12 protein-coding genes are annotated in these 16442 nt (G+C 56.9%); 1 reads left to right on the forward strand and 11 read right to left on the reverse strand.

All coding sequences use genetic code 11. The features are described from left to right. Positions 1-214 precede the first annotated feature (214 nt). The 11 genes from HNQ59_RS16750 to tssA form a co-directional block, all read right to left on the reverse strand. Positions 215-1234 (reverse strand): adenosine deaminase, encoded by a 1020-nt coding sequence (locus HNQ59_RS16750; RefSeq protein WP_184041547.1) that lies wholly within the window; start codon positions 1232-1234, stop codon positions 215-217. A gap of 191 nt (positions 1235-1425) precedes the next feature. Beyond that, complete coding sequence (locus HNQ59_RS16755) at positions 1426-2010, reverse strand: hypothetical protein (RefSeq protein ID WP_184041548.1); 585 nt, start codon at positions 2008-2010, stop codon at positions 1426-1428. Positions 2011-2240: 230 nt separating this feature from the next. Further along, positions 2241-4931: a type VI secretion system ATPase TssH gene (gene tssH, locus HNQ59_RS16760; RefSeq protein WP_184041549.1), complete on the reverse strand. Its 2691-nt coding sequence runs from the start codon at positions 4929-4931 to the stop codon at positions 2241-2243. Between the two features lie 48 nt (positions 4932-4979). Beyond that, complete coding sequence (gene tssG, locus HNQ59_RS16765; protein ID WP_184041550.1) at positions 4980-6017, reverse strand: type VI secretion system baseplate subunit TssG; 1038 nt, start codon at positions 6015-6017, stop codon at positions 4980-4982. Next, positions 6002-7879 carry a type VI secretion system baseplate subunit TssF gene (gene tssF / locus HNQ59_RS16770; RefSeq protein ID WP_184041551.1) on the reverse strand — a complete coding sequence of 626 codons (1878 nt, stop codon included), beginning with the start codon at positions 7877-7879 and terminating at the stop codon, positions 6002-6004. Before tssF ends, tssG begins: the two co-directional genes overlap by 16 nt. Next, positions 7879-8391 carry a type VI secretion system baseplate subunit TssE gene (gene tssE, locus HNQ59_RS16775; protein ID WP_184041552.1) on the reverse strand — a complete coding sequence of 171 codons (513 nt, stop codon included), beginning with the start codon at positions 8389-8391 and terminating at the stop codon, positions 7879-7881. Before tssE ends, tssF begins: the two co-directional genes overlap by 1 nt. 9 nt (positions 8392-8400) lie before the next feature. Next, positions 8401-9219 (reverse strand): type VI secretion system accessory protein TagJ, encoded by an 819-nt coding sequence (locus HNQ59_RS16780; protein ID WP_184041553.1) that lies wholly within the window; start codon positions 9217-9219, stop codon positions 8401-8403. A gap of 164 nt (positions 9220-9383) precedes the next feature. Beyond that, positions 9384-9863, reverse strand: coding sequence for an Hcp family type VI secretion system effector (locus tag HNQ59_RS16785; RefSeq protein ID WP_184041554.1), 480 nt, complete (start codon positions 9861-9863; stop codon positions 9384-9386). A gap of 104 nt (positions 9864-9967) precedes the next feature. Then, positions 9968-11461 (reverse strand): type VI secretion system contractile sheath large subunit, encoded by a 1494-nt coding sequence (gene tssC / locus HNQ59_RS16790; protein ID WP_184041555.1) that lies wholly within the window; start codon positions 11459-11461, stop codon positions 9968-9970. 30 nt (positions 11462-11491) lie between these two features. Then, entirely contained in the window at positions 11492-11989 is a 498-nt protein-coding gene (gene tssB / locus HNQ59_RS16795; RefSeq protein WP_184041556.1) for a type VI secretion system contractile sheath small subunit, read from the reverse strand. Positions 11990-12161: 172 nt separating this feature from the next. After that, positions 12162-13193 carry a type VI secretion system protein TssA gene (tssA, locus tag HNQ59_RS16800; RefSeq protein ID WP_184041557.1) on the reverse strand — a complete coding sequence of 344 codons (1032 nt, stop codon included), beginning with the start codon at positions 13191-13193 and terminating at the stop codon, positions 12162-12164. A gap of 522 nt (positions 13194-13715) precedes the next feature. On the opposite strand from tssA, the gene HNQ59_RS16805 reads away from it, so the two are divergent. Beyond that, positions 13716-16388, forward strand: a complete 2673-nt coding sequence (locus HNQ59_RS16805; RefSeq protein ID WP_246491056.1) for an ABC transporter substrate-binding protein — start codon at positions 13716-13718, stop codon at positions 16386-16388. Positions 16389-16442: the final 54 nt, after the last annotated feature.

The following is a 16442-nucleotide window of genomic DNA, read 5'->3' on the forward strand; positions in this document are numbered from 1 at the left end:
CTGGCAGCTTGGCTGCGTCGGTCTGGGTATCGCGATCTGGATCAAGGTGATTCACCTGATTGCGTTTTGATGGCTGGTGCAAAACGATGGTTCATGGCTATGCCGTGGAGCGAGTTTGTCTGGAATTATCCATAGCCATCTGCGGTCCACAACACATCCGACATGCCCAATATGGCAATTGGGCAGCGTCAATCCATCGCCATAGCCTTGTCCGTCAGCCCTGCTGTCCGGCAATACGATCGATCTCTGCCTGCCAATGTGCTTTGTCCGCCGCATCCAACCAGCTGGCTTCAAAGCCGTTTCGGGTCAATTGCAGCAACTCGTCGCGGGTCAGGTTCAGTGCGGCATCGCAGCCGAGGTAGTTGTCCTGCAGGTATCCCCCGAAATAGGCTGGGTCGTCGGAATTGAGGGTCACGCACAGCCCCGCTGCCAGGAGCGCACGTAAGTTGTGATCTGACAGCCGTTGAAATACTTTCAACTTGACATTCGAGTATGGGCACACCGTCAGTGGCATGCGGTGCTCGGCCAGCCACGCCATCAGCGCAGCATCTTCTGCCGAGCGAACGCCATGGTCGATCCGACAGACATCCAACAATTCCAAGGCTTCCCAGACATAGGCGGGTGGCCCCTCTTCGCCTGCATGCGCTACACGAGGCAAGCCGAGTGCGCGGCAGGCCGCGAACAGACGTTGGAATTTGCTGGGCGGGTGCCCCTGTTCGCTGGAATCCAACCCCACGCCATCGATCTGGCTCAGAAATGGCTTGGCTTGCTCCAGCGTCTGAAAGCCTGCGGCCTCACTCATATGCCGCAGAAAGGACATGATCAGACGCGAGGAGATGCCCAGTTGTCGCCGTGCGTCATCCAATGCCCGGCGAATCCCTGTGATGACGGTCTCGAACGCAATCCCCCGCTCAGTGTGGGTTTGCGGGTCAAAGAAGATTTCCGTGTGGACGATGTGATCTGCCTGTGCCCGCAACAGATACGCCCAGGTCAGGTCGTAGAAGTCCTGCTCGGTGACCAATACACTGGCACCGGCGTAGTACAGATCCAGAAACGATTGCAGGTTGTCAAAGGCGTAGGCCGCCCGAAGCGAGGCCACATCGGCATATGGTAGCGACAGACCATTGCGACTGGCCAAGTCGAACATCAATTCGGGCTCCAGCGTGCCCTCGATGTGCAGATGCAGCTCGGTTTTCGGCAAGGCCCGGATCAGGGCCGCATGGGGGCTGGTCATGGATCGATCTCATCCTATGAAGAAACGAAACCCCAAGACGGATACGCCCTGGGGTTGGTTGGAAAGCTCGATTTTAACCCAAAGCGCACCGGCTGCAGATGACGCAGCAGTGTGGCGCGGCCAGCTCAGGGGCGGCACGCATCTTGACCGGCCCGCTACAATGTCACCCCATCTGGCGATACGCTGCCGGATCAGTCCGTCACTCGCTCTCCGGTGAAACGGTAGAACAGGCTTTTAGCCGTTTTCTTCAAGTCGCCCCTGACCTTTGAAGGGTGATGCTGTGGGCCATATCGGCCAGAATTGTAGTTGATGTACCAACCCTTGCTGTTGTAAAAATGTCTTCTGCCGTAATGCAGTTCCCCGCCAATCACGCCAGAGTAATTGGCCTGGACGAAATCCGAGGTGGTCACGAGCCCGCCCCCCCGGATTTCACATGCCAGGGTGGGATGACCCAGCAACAGCATCCGATTGATGTCTTCATCCGTCAGCCGCTCGACATAACTCCCGCCCACAAACTTACGCAGAAAAGCCTTCATCGCGTCGGCTTTCGTCGCCTCAATCCCCAGGATCAACCGGCAGGGTATGTTGTTGTCCTCTTTCACCAACCAATTCACCACGATGCCACTGATATCGAACCAATGTGGGTCCAGTTTCATTCTCTCGACTGACAGATCGATCCAGAATGGGTTGTAAATCGTCTGCTCTTCTGTCGGTTTGATATTGGGCGGGCTATGACTCTTGCCTGATTGTGACCATCCAAGCGGGTAGGTTGCCATTTGTCACTCCTTGTCGGTGAAACCTCCATATTGAATTCAATATAGATTTCACTTGCCGTAGTATCAAATGTGCCCAACCCTCCTTACATAAAAGTACGAATCAAGCTGGCAGCCGATAAGGTGATGGCTGACCATGCATCATATCCACACTCAGAATGTGGAAACATGATGGCCAACCACCCCCTTATGCCGCTATCCGTCAAACCGCATCGTATGGAACAGGCAAACCGTTATTCAAACCCGTAGCCGAATTCCGACCCATTCACCGAGATATGTACGCGGCTGACCTGCTCGCCCCGGATCATGCGGCGCAGGAATTCACCACTGATCTCGGGCAGCACGGTGTTGGTCAAGATGGCATCGATCATGCGGCCACCGCTTTCCAGCTCGGTACAGCGACTGGCGATGAGCTTGACCACGTCGTCATCGTAGGTGAATGGCACTTTGTGGCTGTCGCGAACCCGTCTTTCGATGCGTCCCAGCTGCAAGCGGATGATCGCACCCAGCATTTCGTCACTGAGCGGGTAATAAGGGATGACCACCAGCCGCCCCAGCAGAGCAGGCGGGAAGACCTTCAACAAGGGCTCGCGCAGGGCTTTGGCGATCCCCTCCGGCTCGGGCATCAGGTCAGGGTCTTTGCACAGATTGCTGATCAGATCGGTGCCTGCGTTGGTGGTCAGCAGGATCAAGGTATTCTTGAAATCGATGATGCGGCCTTCGCCGTCTTCCATCCAGCCCTTGTCGAACACCTGGAAGAAGATTTCATGGACATCCGGGTGGGCTTTTTCGACTTCATCCAGCAACACCACACTGTATGGGCGACGGCGCACTGCCTCGGTCAACACCCCGCCTTCGCCATAACCCACATACCCCGGTGGCGCACCTTTGAGCGTGCTGACAGTGTGCGCTTCCTGATATTCGCTCATATTGATGGTGATGACATTCTGCTCCCCACCATAGAGCGCTTCGGCCAAAGCCAAGGCGGTTTCAGTCTTGCCCACACCCGATGTACCGGCCAGCATGAATACGCCGATCGGCTTGTTGGGATTGTCCAGCCCAGCGCGTGAGGTCTGAATACGCTTGGCGATCATTTCCAGTGCATGCCGCTGCCCGATGATGCGCTGACTGAGGGTATCAGCCAGATTCAGAATGTTCTCGACTTCGTTCTTGACCATGCGGCCCACTGGAATGCCCGTCCAGTCTTGTACCACCGCCGCCACGGCCTGGTGATCGACCGTGGGCAGGATCAGCGGTGTTTCACCTTGATGGGTGGCCAATTCGGCTTGCAAGGTTTTCAATTCTGCCAGCAAGGCGTCGCGGTCCAATGCTTGGTCACCTTCGGCGGGCACAGCTGCTGCCCCCTCCACCGCGCCTACTTGGCCGCGAAGCTGCCCACGGATCACCAGAATACGGTCCACCAGCGCTTTTTCGGCGTTCCAGCGCGCTTCCAGATCAGTCAATCGCGCCTGTTCGACCTCCAGCCGATTGTTGGCATGGGTTTCACGTTGCTCGGTGTCCATACCCACCGCCTTTTCACGAGCGATGATATCCAGCTCGGTCTGTAAGCCTTCGATGCGGCGTCGGCAGTCTTCCACCTCAGCAGGTGTCGCGTGTTGGCTGACCGCCACCCGTGCGCAGGCAGTGTCGAGCAGGCTGACTGCCTTGTCAGGCAATTGCCGGGCGGGGATGTAACGATGCGACAGGCGTACAGCCGCTTCCAGCGCTTCGTCCAGAATCTGTGTACGGTGGTGCTTTTCCATGGTGGAAGTCACCCCGCGCAACATCAGGATGGCTTTGGTCTCATCTGGCTCGGCTACCTGCACCACTTGAAAGCGCCGGGTCAACGCCGGGTCTTTTTCAATGTGCTTTTTATATTCTGCCCAAGTCGTGGCGGCAATGGTGCGCAGGTTGCCACGGGCCAGTGCCGGCTTGAGCAGGTTGGCCGCATCGCCTGTACCGGCTGCACCACCCGCACCCACCAGCGTATGGGCCTCGTCGATGAATAGGATGATCGGTTTCTCGGAGGCCTGCACCTCCTCGATCACCTGCCGCAAGCGGTTCTCGAACTCCCCTTTCATGCTGGCACCGGCTTGCAGCAAGCCGACATCCAGCGTGCGCAGGCTGACCTCTTTCAGCGGCGGGGGTACATCCCCTTTGACGATGCGCTGCGCAAAACCCTCGACCACGGCTGTCTTGCCCACACCAGCCTCACCAGTCAGGATGGGGTTGTTCTGACGGCGACGCATCAGGATATCAATCACCTGACGGATTTCATCATCCCGCCCGACGATGGGGTCCAGCTTGCCGGAGCGGGCTTGCTCGGTAAGGTCGATGGTAAAGCGCTTGAGCGCCTCCTGCTTGCCCATGGCCGCCGGTGCGACGGCGCCACTGGCCTCGCCTGGCACTGCTCCTGCCTGGAACCCGTCGGTGGCGCTCTGCCCCTCTTCTGGCGAGCCACCAAGAATGCGATGGAATTCTTCACAGAAGGTATCGACCTTGATCTTCTCAAACTGTCGGGACATGGCATACAAGTGGTTGCGCAAGCCGGACATCTTCAGCATGGCCACCACCAGATGCCCTGAGCGCACCTGTGACTCACCGAACATCAGTGTGCCAAACAACCAGCCACGTTCGACCATTTCCTCGATATGGGACGACAGATCAGTGATGGAGGTCGAGCCACGCGGTAGGCGATCCAGCGCGGCGGTCAAGTCACGCGCCAGCCCGGCGGCATCCAGCGCAAAATGTTTGATGACCCGGTGCAGGTCAGAGTCGGTCAACTGCAGAATCTGATGGAACCAATGAACTGGCTCGACATAGGGATTGCCACGCAGCTTGCAAAACACGGTGCTGCTTTCGATGGAGCGGTAGCACAAGCTGTTCAGCTTGCCAAACAGCGCTACACGACTGATTTCGGCCATATTGGCGTCCTTTTCAAAAGGGGAGCCCCCAGCGGGGCACCCGTATCGTCAATACTGATCTGCGCGGGCCGTGTGGTCCTGTCTGCTGAATCCAGGCTTCAGCTTCAAGTCCGCCACATCGTGATCGGGGCGGCGGCTGTTCACCCAGGTATTCCAACCCAGACGTGCTGTCTTGCCGAGTTTGAGGCGGGGGACATCTTCACGGCACAGGACAACGTTGACATCCCACTCCAAGGCATCCCCGATGTAATTGCGAACCCAATCGGCCAGCCGTTGCATGCTGTCACCACCGGGCAGCAACCGCTGAAAATCGGCATGGCGGACCGGGCCGACCCGGATGCGGAACTTGTGTTGGGCGTTCCATACTTTTTTACCGATGACTGTGGTCTGGCCTAGCGCTTGCCCACCGAAACGGCCTTGCAGATGGCAAAGGCCGTCTTTGGGCAGGGGCATCCAATGGCCGACGAACTGCTCTATCACCACCGGTACTTTGAAAAAATCACCAAGAATGGCCGCCAGGCCCTCAGCATTGTGATGATGGGGTGCCAGACGGCCTGCATAGTGCAGCTTGGCCCAATCCGGCACGCTGTCACGCTGTGTCAGTGCCTCACTGCGCAAGCCGATCATGGCCGCCATATAGCTGGCAAAGCGGTCATCCCCGGGTCGATCCATACTGACCGTCGGCTGTGCATTGGCCCAGGCGCGATAGAACAGGCTGAGCAGCCGGTGATGGAATACATCCAGAAAGCGTGACAAGGTAGGATCATTGGCGTTGCGCAGGCGGTCCCGCGCATATTCCGAAAAATGCAGGGGCATAGGGCCATTGGGCCCCAGCAACCCCAACACATTCACACCCAGACGCGGCACCGGCCCAGTCTCGGTCTGTTGCCATTGCGCAACGGAGGCTGGCTCGAATGCCAGGCTGGGTGGCTGCCCAAGCCGCACCGGGTCATCTTGCGGGCGCAAGGATTCGCCCATGCGCGGCTTGTCAGGGTTGGCGGCCTCGATCAGCCGTAGCGCGGCATAAAATTCATAGTTCGCCGGGTGCCGGACCAGATCGGCCAGTATGGTCATAGCATCGCGCATGTACCGATCCTTGGCGCCCAGCGCATGATCTCACCACGATCAGTGGTCGATAGCACCATTTCGGTGAAAGCGTTGATCGACACATATTTGGCGAAGAACCGCTCCATCACCGCACCGAACAAGATCACCCCCACCCCTCGGAAGGCAGTTTCATCCACGGTCAAGGTCACCTCCAGCCCTCTTCCATAACAGATCGGCCCAGCCACCGGCAAGCGACGGGCAATGGGTTGGGTGCGGATATGGCTGACCCCATCGATCTGCCGAAGATTGCCCGCATCTCCATAGGCGCTGTACAAACGCAACAGGTCACGCAAACCCGCTGCCCCGTCCTTGGCATTGCTATCCACCAATGACAGGTAATTGAGGGACAGATGGCTGATCAGACGCCACGCGGTGTCGCCCTCGGCATAAGACGGTGACGGAGGGGTGGGACCACTCACACAGCGCACGGCCAGCACAGGCGCACTGGTTTCCACCACGAAATCCGTCTTGCCTGCGCCAATCGGCATGGTCAGCGGCAGATCACGATTGGTGCAGAGTGTCTCGATTCCCAGCTGTCGCAGATCAGACCGGAACGGCGCTTCCTGCGCATCCACCAAGGACAGGAAGACCTCGCTGCCCATATAGCTGGAACGCGGCCCTTTCAAGCGTTGTCGGTCGGACATCAGCCGGGGGGTGCGTCGCACCTGGTAATAAGCCTGCCGCCTGGTGGCATCGGCCAGATCATCCGCCGCATAGAAAGGCCGGAATTCGACCTCGGCATCCACCCCAGCACCATAGCCACGCACGTTCAGCACTTGATAGACCTCGAAATCCTGTGGGCGGGTACGGTCAGGCACCACATGGAATTCCGTCACCTGCTGGGTCAGGTGGATACGGTCGGTGCGTTTGGAGAACAGATTGATCGCTGGTGTGGCAAACAGTACAAAGTTGTCCTTGCTGATGATCTGCTCCAGCAGCGGGTCCAGCTTGTCAAACAGCACCAGCAGATCGATCTCGGTATCCGCGCAACGCGACATGCCACGGCGCAGCCCGCCCAGCTCGACGAACAGGAATCGCTGTGGAAAGGCGAAATACTCATGCAACAGGCGATAGCCCTGGAAGGAGCGCGGGCCATAGGGTAATAGCGCCTCGTCGTCTTCAAAGCCGACATGGCGGATGGCCGATGCGGGGATCAACTCATGCCAGCTGGGTTTGTTGAGCGCAGGCACCACAGCCATGCCCAGGGCGTTGGCCAACAGTTGTTCCAACAGCTGGGCTGGCAGCGCATCGCTACCCTGCAGGAAAAAGGGCAGTTTATCGAGCATCAGCTCATTGAATTTCAAGCCTGCCGTGGCCCGCAGGCGGATTCGTAACAGCGACTTGACCTTGCCCAGGCGGGCAAAGCCGATGCCGCCATATTCACCGGCAAACGCCTGGTAGCGTGCTTCGACCAGCTCAAGCGGCCATAAAGTGACATCATGCCCAGTCCGGTATTCACATGCGGTCTGATCGCCCTTGCCAAGCAAACTGTGCAAGGCAGTGCCACGTGGCAGCGTAAACCCTTCGGCCAGGCTGCCTTCGCTCAGATTGGGTTGCAACTGCACCACGGCCATCGACGGGGTCGGTGCCAGGTAATGCGGGTAGACCATCTCCAGCATGTGCTGGGTGAAACGTGGAAATTCGGCATCGATCTTGAGCTGCACCCGTGCGGCCAGAAAGCTGAAGCCCTCCAACAGCCGCTCGACATACGGGTCTGCGCACGAATAGGTTTCCAGGCCCAGCCGCCCCGCGATCTTGGGAAACTCCTTGGCAAACTCACCACCCATTTCGCGTAGATGCTGCAACTCACGTTCGTAGTAACGAAGCAGTCGGGTATCCATCAACCGAGCGCCCCCATGCCATCGAGCACCTGCTTCTCGCCCGTCTCCAAGTTCACCGCCGTTTTCAGATACAGCCGCTCCGGTAGGGGCTGCCCCCACAGCTCGCCTTCGATTTCAAAAACCAGCATATTGCCACCCTGGCTTTGCTCCTCCGCCAGGGCACGCACTCTGACGGTATTGCGGACGATACGGGGCTCGTAATCCCAGATGGATTGCCGCAAGCTACGCTCCAACGCCCCGAGATCCAGGCCTGAGTGAGTCCTGCCGGACAGATCCTGCATGCCGAAATTCAAGACCGACGACGCCACATGCGGGTATTCGGTCAGACTTTGTACCGTATCCAGACAGACCGTGTTCAGCAGCCAGTTCAAATCACGCAACACAGCAGCGCGCAATGCACGCATCGACAACACCCGCTTTTCACGTGGTTCCTGCCGATTACCGACTTCATCATCGGTCAGGCGATCCAGCAGGGAAGGCTGCAAACGCTCCTGGGCGGTCAGCTCGGCCATATGGCTACCTTATTGATCCGCCACGGCACCTTGCTGCGCTGGTGGAGTGAGTAAGACCTGCCGGACATCCAGCAACGGGTAATCATCGGCATCGGTGGTCAGCATCCGCTGCCCCAGGCCACGCGCAGCCTCTGCTCCCAACGCCACCCAATCGGTACGCCCCGCCAACTTGAGCACGTCATCGTCAGTTTCACAGGTTTCGGCATAGCGGGTAGGGATGAAGCCAAACAACTCTCCGCCATTTGCCAATCCGACCTCGGCTGGCATCCAGATCTTGTCGCGCAGATCAGTCGGGGCTTCCATCGACAACCGTTGGACACGCTCCCATGGCAGCCAGTAATAACGACCATTGGCAATGAATTCCAGCACCGGCCCCAAGCGTGAATCCGCATCAGCGATCCAGCTGAAAGGTACATCGTCTATCGTGCCGGCAATGGCGGGAGCTGCCTCGAAAGCCTGTTCGCGCAACCGTCGCGCCTCATCGGCCTTTCCTTCGCCCAACAGGCGCAATGCTTCGATCAGCAACCCCAGCCATGCGGGTGGATCACCCAGCACCAACGGCGAACGCTTGCCCGCAAACACCTCGCCACGCAGCACTTCACAGCGCAGGACTTCTCGATAGGTCTGCACCATTGGCATTGCTTGCTTATCGAGGTCGGCCACCACATTCAGCTGGGTATTGGCCCGATCCCACTGCCCCATCACACAGAGCAGTTGAAACAGGAACACCCGCCGCTTGCCATCTGCCGGATGTTGGCGGACTTCCTGCTGGAGCAGTTCCAGCGCCTCTTGCAACCGCCCTGCCCGCAACGCTTCAATGGCTGACATGCGCCCACTCCTCAAACCAGTTTTCAATTGAACAGATATCGGAAATAACAGACTCACCCTGCTGGGCAAATCCACTATTCACGCGATCCGCGCCACCCACCAGGCCAATTGGGTGCCTCGACCCGAGGCAGCCCAATGACCAAGCACGGAGAATACGTCCTGGCTTAAATCTTTTGATTCTTCAGCAGATCCCATCCCTTCAGAGTGCCAGCGGCAATCTGAGTACCATCGAATGCATCGTACTTGAAATTGATCTGGGTGTAGTTGAGCGAGAACGTTTCGACTGGGCGCTCACCAGAGCTGCTGATCGAGTAGGAGCTGACAATCGCGTCAGTCAGCTCGATCGACAGATAATGCTGGCCATTTGCCTCAGTCCCGCCAGTTTGAATGAAATGGATCTGTGCCTTGCCCAGTGATTTGCCGCAGATACTCTGCATGAACAGATCACCGGATGAGATATCTGTCGATTTGGTGAAAGTCAGCTCGGAGAAAGAGGGATTGCTGGTTTCACGATCCTTACCACCACTTACCGAGTGGATAGCACGGCCCACGCCGAAACTCATCGAATCCACAGCAATCCAGTCTTTATGCTTTTCAACAGTGCTGGTGCCTTTGATTTCAGTAGCGAAATTCAACAAAATCATGATAGTTTCCTTAAAAATGAGCGAAAAAGGTCCTTACGGCCCGCGATGTGCGGGCTCGCGCAGACAAAACAAACAAAACAGATGGCAGCGAACTGCCAGATGGATTACGCCTTGGCAGACGGTAACTTTGATACCAGCCGTAATGACACGGTCAGACCCTCCAACTGATAATGTGGGCGCAGGAAAAATTTGGAGGAGTAATAACCTGGGTTGCCCTCGATCTCCTCCACCACGACTTCAGCCCCGGCCAGCGGTTTCCTGGCCTTATCGATTTCAGTCGCCGTGGCTGGGTTGTTTTCCACGTATTGCCTGATCCAGTTATTGAGCCAGGTCTCCATATCGCTCCGCTCTTTGAACGAACCGATCTTGTCGCGCACGATACATTTCAGATAGTGCGCAAAACGGCAGGTAGCAAACAGATAAGGCAGGCGCGCAGCCAGATTGGCATTGGCAGTGGCATCCGGGTCTTCATATTCAGCCGGCTTGTGCAATGATTGTGCGCCAATGAAGGCCGCAAAATCACTGTTCTTCTTATGCACCAGCGGCATGAAGCCATTTTTGGCCAGCTCGGCTTCACGACGGTCACTGATGGCAATCTCAGTCGGGCAGGTCATATCCACACCACCATCGTCGGTCGGGAAGGTATGCACTGGCAGCCCCTCGACTGAGCCACCCGACTCGATCCCACGGATGCGCGAGCACCAGCCGTACAGCTTGAAGGAGCGGTTGATATTCACAGCCATCGCGTAGGCCGAATTAGCCCAGGTGAACTTGCTGGTACCCTCTCCCGTGGTATCTTCCTCAAAGTCGAATGCCTCAACCGGGTTGGTCTTGGCGCCATAGGGTGCGCGCGCCAGAAAACGAGGCATGGCCAGCCCGATATAGCGTGAATCCTCCGACTCGCGCAATGAACGCCACGCGGCATGCTCCGGCGTCTGGAAGATCTTGGTCAGGTCACGCGGATTGGCAAGCTCCTGCCAGGAGTCCATCAACATCACCGATGGATCGGCTGCGGAAATCATCGGTGCATGTGCCGCCGCACAAATCTTCGACATCTGGGTCAGCAGCTCAACATCGGGTGCGCTGTTGTCGAAGTAGTAATCCGCCACCAGACAACCGAAGGGCTCGCCACCGAACTGCCCGTATTCCTCCTCATAGATCTTCTTGAAGATCGGGCTTTGATCCCAGGCGGTGCCTTTGTATTTCTTGAGCGTCTTGTGCAGATCGTTCTTCGAAATGTTCAGGACCCGGATCTTCAACAACTCATCTGTCTCCGTGTTGTTGACCAGATGATGCAGACCACGCCAAGCACTTTCGACCGACTGGAATTCCTCGTGATGCAGAATCATATTGATCTGCTCGGTCATTTTCCTGTCGAGCGCGGCAATCAGCGCTTCGATGGTGCCGATCGCATCTGAAGAGAGCAGATTGGTGCCTTGCAGGGCTTGCTCCGCCAGGGTGCGGACGGCATTTTCGACTGCCTCCTGCGCCTTGTCGGTCTTGGGTTTGAACTCTTTTTGCAACAGGCTTGCGAAATCGCCCGCCTCCAGGGTGCCGGCGCTTTCGCCGCTTTGCAGTTCGGTACTGGACTCAGCCATTTTTTGCATTCCTCCTCGGATATCCAGCAATTATTCTTGTGGCTTGGGTGCAGCAGCCAGGGCTTGCATCAGGGTCGGGTCAGCCAGTAATTTGGCAATCAATTCCTCGGCCCCAGTCTTGCCATCCATATAGGTCAACAAATTGGACAGCTGGCTACGCGCCTCCAGCAGCTTGCTCAAGGACTCCACCTTGCGCGCGATCGCCGCCGGGGTGAAGTCATCCATGCTTTCAAAGGTGATATCAACCGCCAGATTGCCTTCGCCGGTCAGCGTATTTGGCACCTGGATCGCCACCCGTGGCTTCATCGATTTCAAACGCTCATCGAAATTGTCAACATCGATTTCCAGAAATTTGCGGTCTGCAACCGGTGCCAATGGGTCCACCGGTTTACCAGACAAATCCGCCAGTACACCCATCACGAATGGCAGCTGTACTTTTTTCTCAGAACCGTACAGCTCCACGTCATACTCGATCTGAACACGTGGAGCGCGGTTGCGGGCAATGAATTTTTGACTGCTTTCTGCCACGGTAATCCTCCTAGGCGCTTATTTGATTTGAAATGTCGCATCGATCACAAACCATCCATACCATCACCCATATATCAGCGGGCTTGGTCAGACAGGCTTTACATCACACGGCTCAATCACCGATCAGCGACACCTCCCTGTTGAAATCTGTCATGACACAGCCCAAACAGGGCTAGTCTTGCGTACCGCTGACCTGTCGCACCTGGCTTATCCCATCCGGGGCCAGTTCTTGCATGATCTCCAGAAAATCCATCGTCGCCAGGCGATACGCCCGACGTAACAGCAGCGGTACCGGGCTGGATGGCTCATGTTTTGCGTAATAGTCACAAAGCCCATCCAATACCTTCAGCACATCGTCTCGATTACGCACTTCGCCCGATATCCCCGGCGCAGCTACAACTGCTGTCTGTGAATCCAGAGCTGGATCTCCAGCCAGCGGCACCTCTGTCATCACCTGTGTTATCGGGTTGACAACCCGACCTGCGAAAAAGTTCAAGGCCCGCTTGATCATGCGGCTCAATGAAGACAAGTCGAGTGCTTGCGAGGCCCCCACTTGTGCAGTCAAGGTTGCTTCCAAACGGGCCACATCTGTTTGAATTTGCTGCAAAGCAGTGTGAATTGCCGCTACTTCATCCGCCCCGACATCCTCGCACGCTGCCTCAACCACCCCCATCGCAGGCTTTTCAACGCCCTCTGGGACTTCCAGCTCCCCAGTCAGGATGTCGAGATCACGCAATGACACCCGGCCATTCGCCCGCGATGTGATCAACGGCACCTCTCGCAGTTCGCGCAAGAAATCACCATCGATCAGCAACGCCAAGGTATTCACCCTCAGCATCGGGTCGTTGTCATCATCTGGGTCGAGCTGGGGATGCAGTGAATCCCAGCGGGTATCCAGCCACCCCGTCAGCAAGTGCACCGCCTCTGCAAAACCTTTATAGCCATTGAGGTGAAGTAATGCACGGGCAAGATGCACCGCCACCCGCAAATCACGGCAACGCGCCAGCAGATCCAATGCCAGCTGTTTGACGTTCTTCCAGTCTGGCGGCTCTGCCGGGCTGATGGTATTTCCATACTGGACCTCGGGCTTTCCTTGCGCTGCCTGCTCCAGCTCGACAAAAACCGGGTCATATTCCAGGTTGTCACCACTGGGCGAATCTGCCGATACATCACCAAGCAATACCTCAAGATCAATGAAACCCATACCTGCATTTCTCCTTGAACATGCGCCTTGGTGCAGCCCTGGCCATCATTAGTTCCGTACTTCACCCTCATTCAAACTTAAAAATAGGCCATTGCAGCTTGATCAAATACCCATTCTCGTTAAAAAATTCAAATTAGTGAAAGACATGCAGGACGCAGCCCGGATCGAAATTATTTTTGGAGATGACTCCACTATAGACCAGCCCAGGCAAGCCTGGCCGCTTGCTGCCGTATATCAGCAGCACAATGGATGGCGCCTCAAGGCGTCCATAACATGAATATGTTCAGATATGATAATTTAATGAAAAGTGTCAAAAAGTGAAAATGATATGAATTGAGATTCACCATGATTCACAGAAGAAGAATAATTATGAACAATGGTCATCAATTGCATTGCCAGTGCTGAATACCGCTCCTGTAGCGCGTTTCAGCCTGAAGTGAACTAATTTGTCATCGGTCAGCCAGAGGCCTTAGACTCCACTGACGCGATTTCGCGGCCCAAAATCTCTTCCAGCTTATATATATGCACACCATGAAAGTCTGCCCGATTTGCCAGACAGCCTATGAAAATGCAGATTTCTGCCCCGCCGATGGCGCAGCATTGATTGCGCGCAATCCAGAGGACAGCTGGCTTGGGCAGGTCATCAAAGACAGCTATCGAGTCGAACAAACCCTGTCCTCCGGCCCCATGAGCGTGGTCTACCTAGCAAGACAGCTGGCACTCGACCGCCTGGTGGTCATCAAGATGCTACGCCCCGGCGTCGCAGATGCAGATTCGATCCAGCTGTTCTTCCGGGAAGCCCGGGTTGCCAGCCAGCTCAACCACCCCAATGTCATTCAGATCATCGATTTTGGCACCCTGCCCGATGGCACGACATACCTGGTGATCGAGTACCTGCACGGCGAGACATTGGGCCGGATCGTGGAGCAACGAGGCGGGCTGTCGCTGGAAAACATCGTCTGGGCGATGGAACAGCTCTGCGCCGGTCTGGCCGCCATGCACCAACAGCACATCGTGCATCGCGATCTCAAGCCCAGCAATGTGATGGTTGCCCGTATCTCTGGTGACAGCACGGTGGTCAAGTTGCTGGACTTCGGCATCAGCAAACCCCTGCACGAGCAGGATCTGGGCTTTACCCGCTCTGGCGCGGTCATGGGCACCCCAGGGTATCTCGCACCGGAGCAGATCAATGGCCAAGCCAATATCGATCAGCGCTGCGACATCTATGCATTGGGCGCGATCCTGTATTTCCTGATCACCGGGCAGCGCCCCTACGAGGGGGAAAGCGGTCAGCAGATCATGTCCAATCAACTCAAGGGCCCACCCAGGCCGCTTGGTGAGATGCTGTTGGCCGACGCTCGCAATCTGATGCTGGAGCCGATCCTACAAAAAGCCATGCTCATCGCACCCGCTCAACGCTTTGCCGACACCCAGAGCCTGTTGGAGCATTTGCGTGTGGCGGCCACCACTGCCAAGCAAGCTGCGCAAAGCACACAAGCAGAAGCGATCGCAGCATTCAGCCAATATCAGCTGGTATTCGCCGGCGAGTTGCTGCCCGGTGTGGATGCGGAGCAGGCCAAGCTGCAGATACAGAAGCATTTCGGGCTGCAGCGTGCGCAGGTCGATGCGCTGTTCACCGGCCAGCGGCGCGTTGTCAAGAAGGCGATCGATCATGATACGGCCATGCGTTATGAGCAGGTCTTTCTGGTCGCTGGTGCCATCTGCCAAGTCGAAGCCATGAGCGATGCGACACGCATCGTGCCAACCCGCTCTCGCGATGATCTGTCACTCAGCCACGCCATCACGCTCCCCAAATCGACCCTGCCTGGCCAGCCCACCCCTACCGGCCAAAGCCACCCTACCACCCAGTCGTTGAACACCCCGACAGCATTCACCCCACGCACCCAACCCTCAGCGATTCAGGTGCAAGTCAAACGCCGCAGGAGAAAGTGGCCTTGGCTGGTCATCCCGGTCATCGCCAGCACCGCCATTACGCTGGCGGTGCCCAGCACCCGCTATCGGATAACAGACTGGATCATGCAGTTGCAAGGCATTCCCTACCCGCGTGGCGTCACCCGGGATACCCTGATCCTGGGCATGAGCGCACCATTCAGCGGCCCGGCAAAAGAGCTGGGTCGCAGCATGCAGCTGGGTATCATGGCCAGACTCAAGGAAGTGAATGCCAAGGGCGGAATCCATGGCCGGCAGGTTCAGTTACGTGAAATGAACGATCAATATGAACCTGATCGGACACGGATCAATGTTGATCAGCTGCTGGCGCCTTCCGGAGTCTTTGCACTGCTTGGAAATGTCGGCACGGCCACCACCGCCGTCGTGCTGCCAACCATCTTGCAAAAGAAGACCCTGCTCTTTGGCACCCTATCGGGCAGCAGCTTGCTCCGGCAAGACCCTGCTGACCGCTATGTATTCAATTTCCGTGCCAGCTATGCAGAAGAAACCGCCGCGCTCGTCGAGTATTTCGTGCAGGAAAAAGGCATCGCACCCACCAAGATCGCCGCCTTCATACAAAACGACGACTATGGGCGGGATGGGTTGGATGGCATCGTCAACGCCTTGCGCAAATACGATATCAAGCGCCCCGCCATCCAGGTCGCAAGTTATGAACGGAACAGCACTCGGCTGGACGAAGAAATCGCACGGCTGCAATCGCTGCAGCACGAAGTCGATGCCATCATCGTCGTCGGCACCTATCGTGTCAGCGCCCGCTTTACCGTCGCCATGCGACAAGCTGGGTATCAAGGCCTGATCGCCAACGTATCCTTTGTAGACAGCGCCGCATTGGCCAATGAATTCAAAAGCCTGGGGCAGGACTATGGCAATGGCGTGATCATTTCACAAGTCGTCCCGATGCCAGACTCCTTTGCCGACGGTGTACTCAGATATCGCAATGCCTTGCATAAGTTCTATCCCAACGAGAAACCGACCCACCTGTCGCTGGAAGGCTACGCCGCTGCTTCGATCCTGCTCGAAGCCATCGAACGCGCTGGGCGAAAACTGGATACCGAAGAGGTGATCAGCGAATTGGAGAAGATCCGCGATCTGGACATCGGCCTGGGCACCAATCTGTCCTTCAGCCCATCCAACCATCAAGGCAGCCACCGGGTCTGGGGAACGGTACTCAAACATGATGGCTCATTGGCCGCCATCAAATTGACGCAAGATGAGCGCAACTGAACACCCTCACCAAGATCCATTTGCCAACAGCATACATGCGTGATACATAAGTGG

The organism is Chitinivorax tropicus (assembly GCF_014202905.1).
Taxonomy (GTDB): domain Bacteria; phylum Pseudomonadota; class Gammaproteobacteria; order Burkholderiales; family SCOH01; genus Chitinivorax; species Chitinivorax tropicus.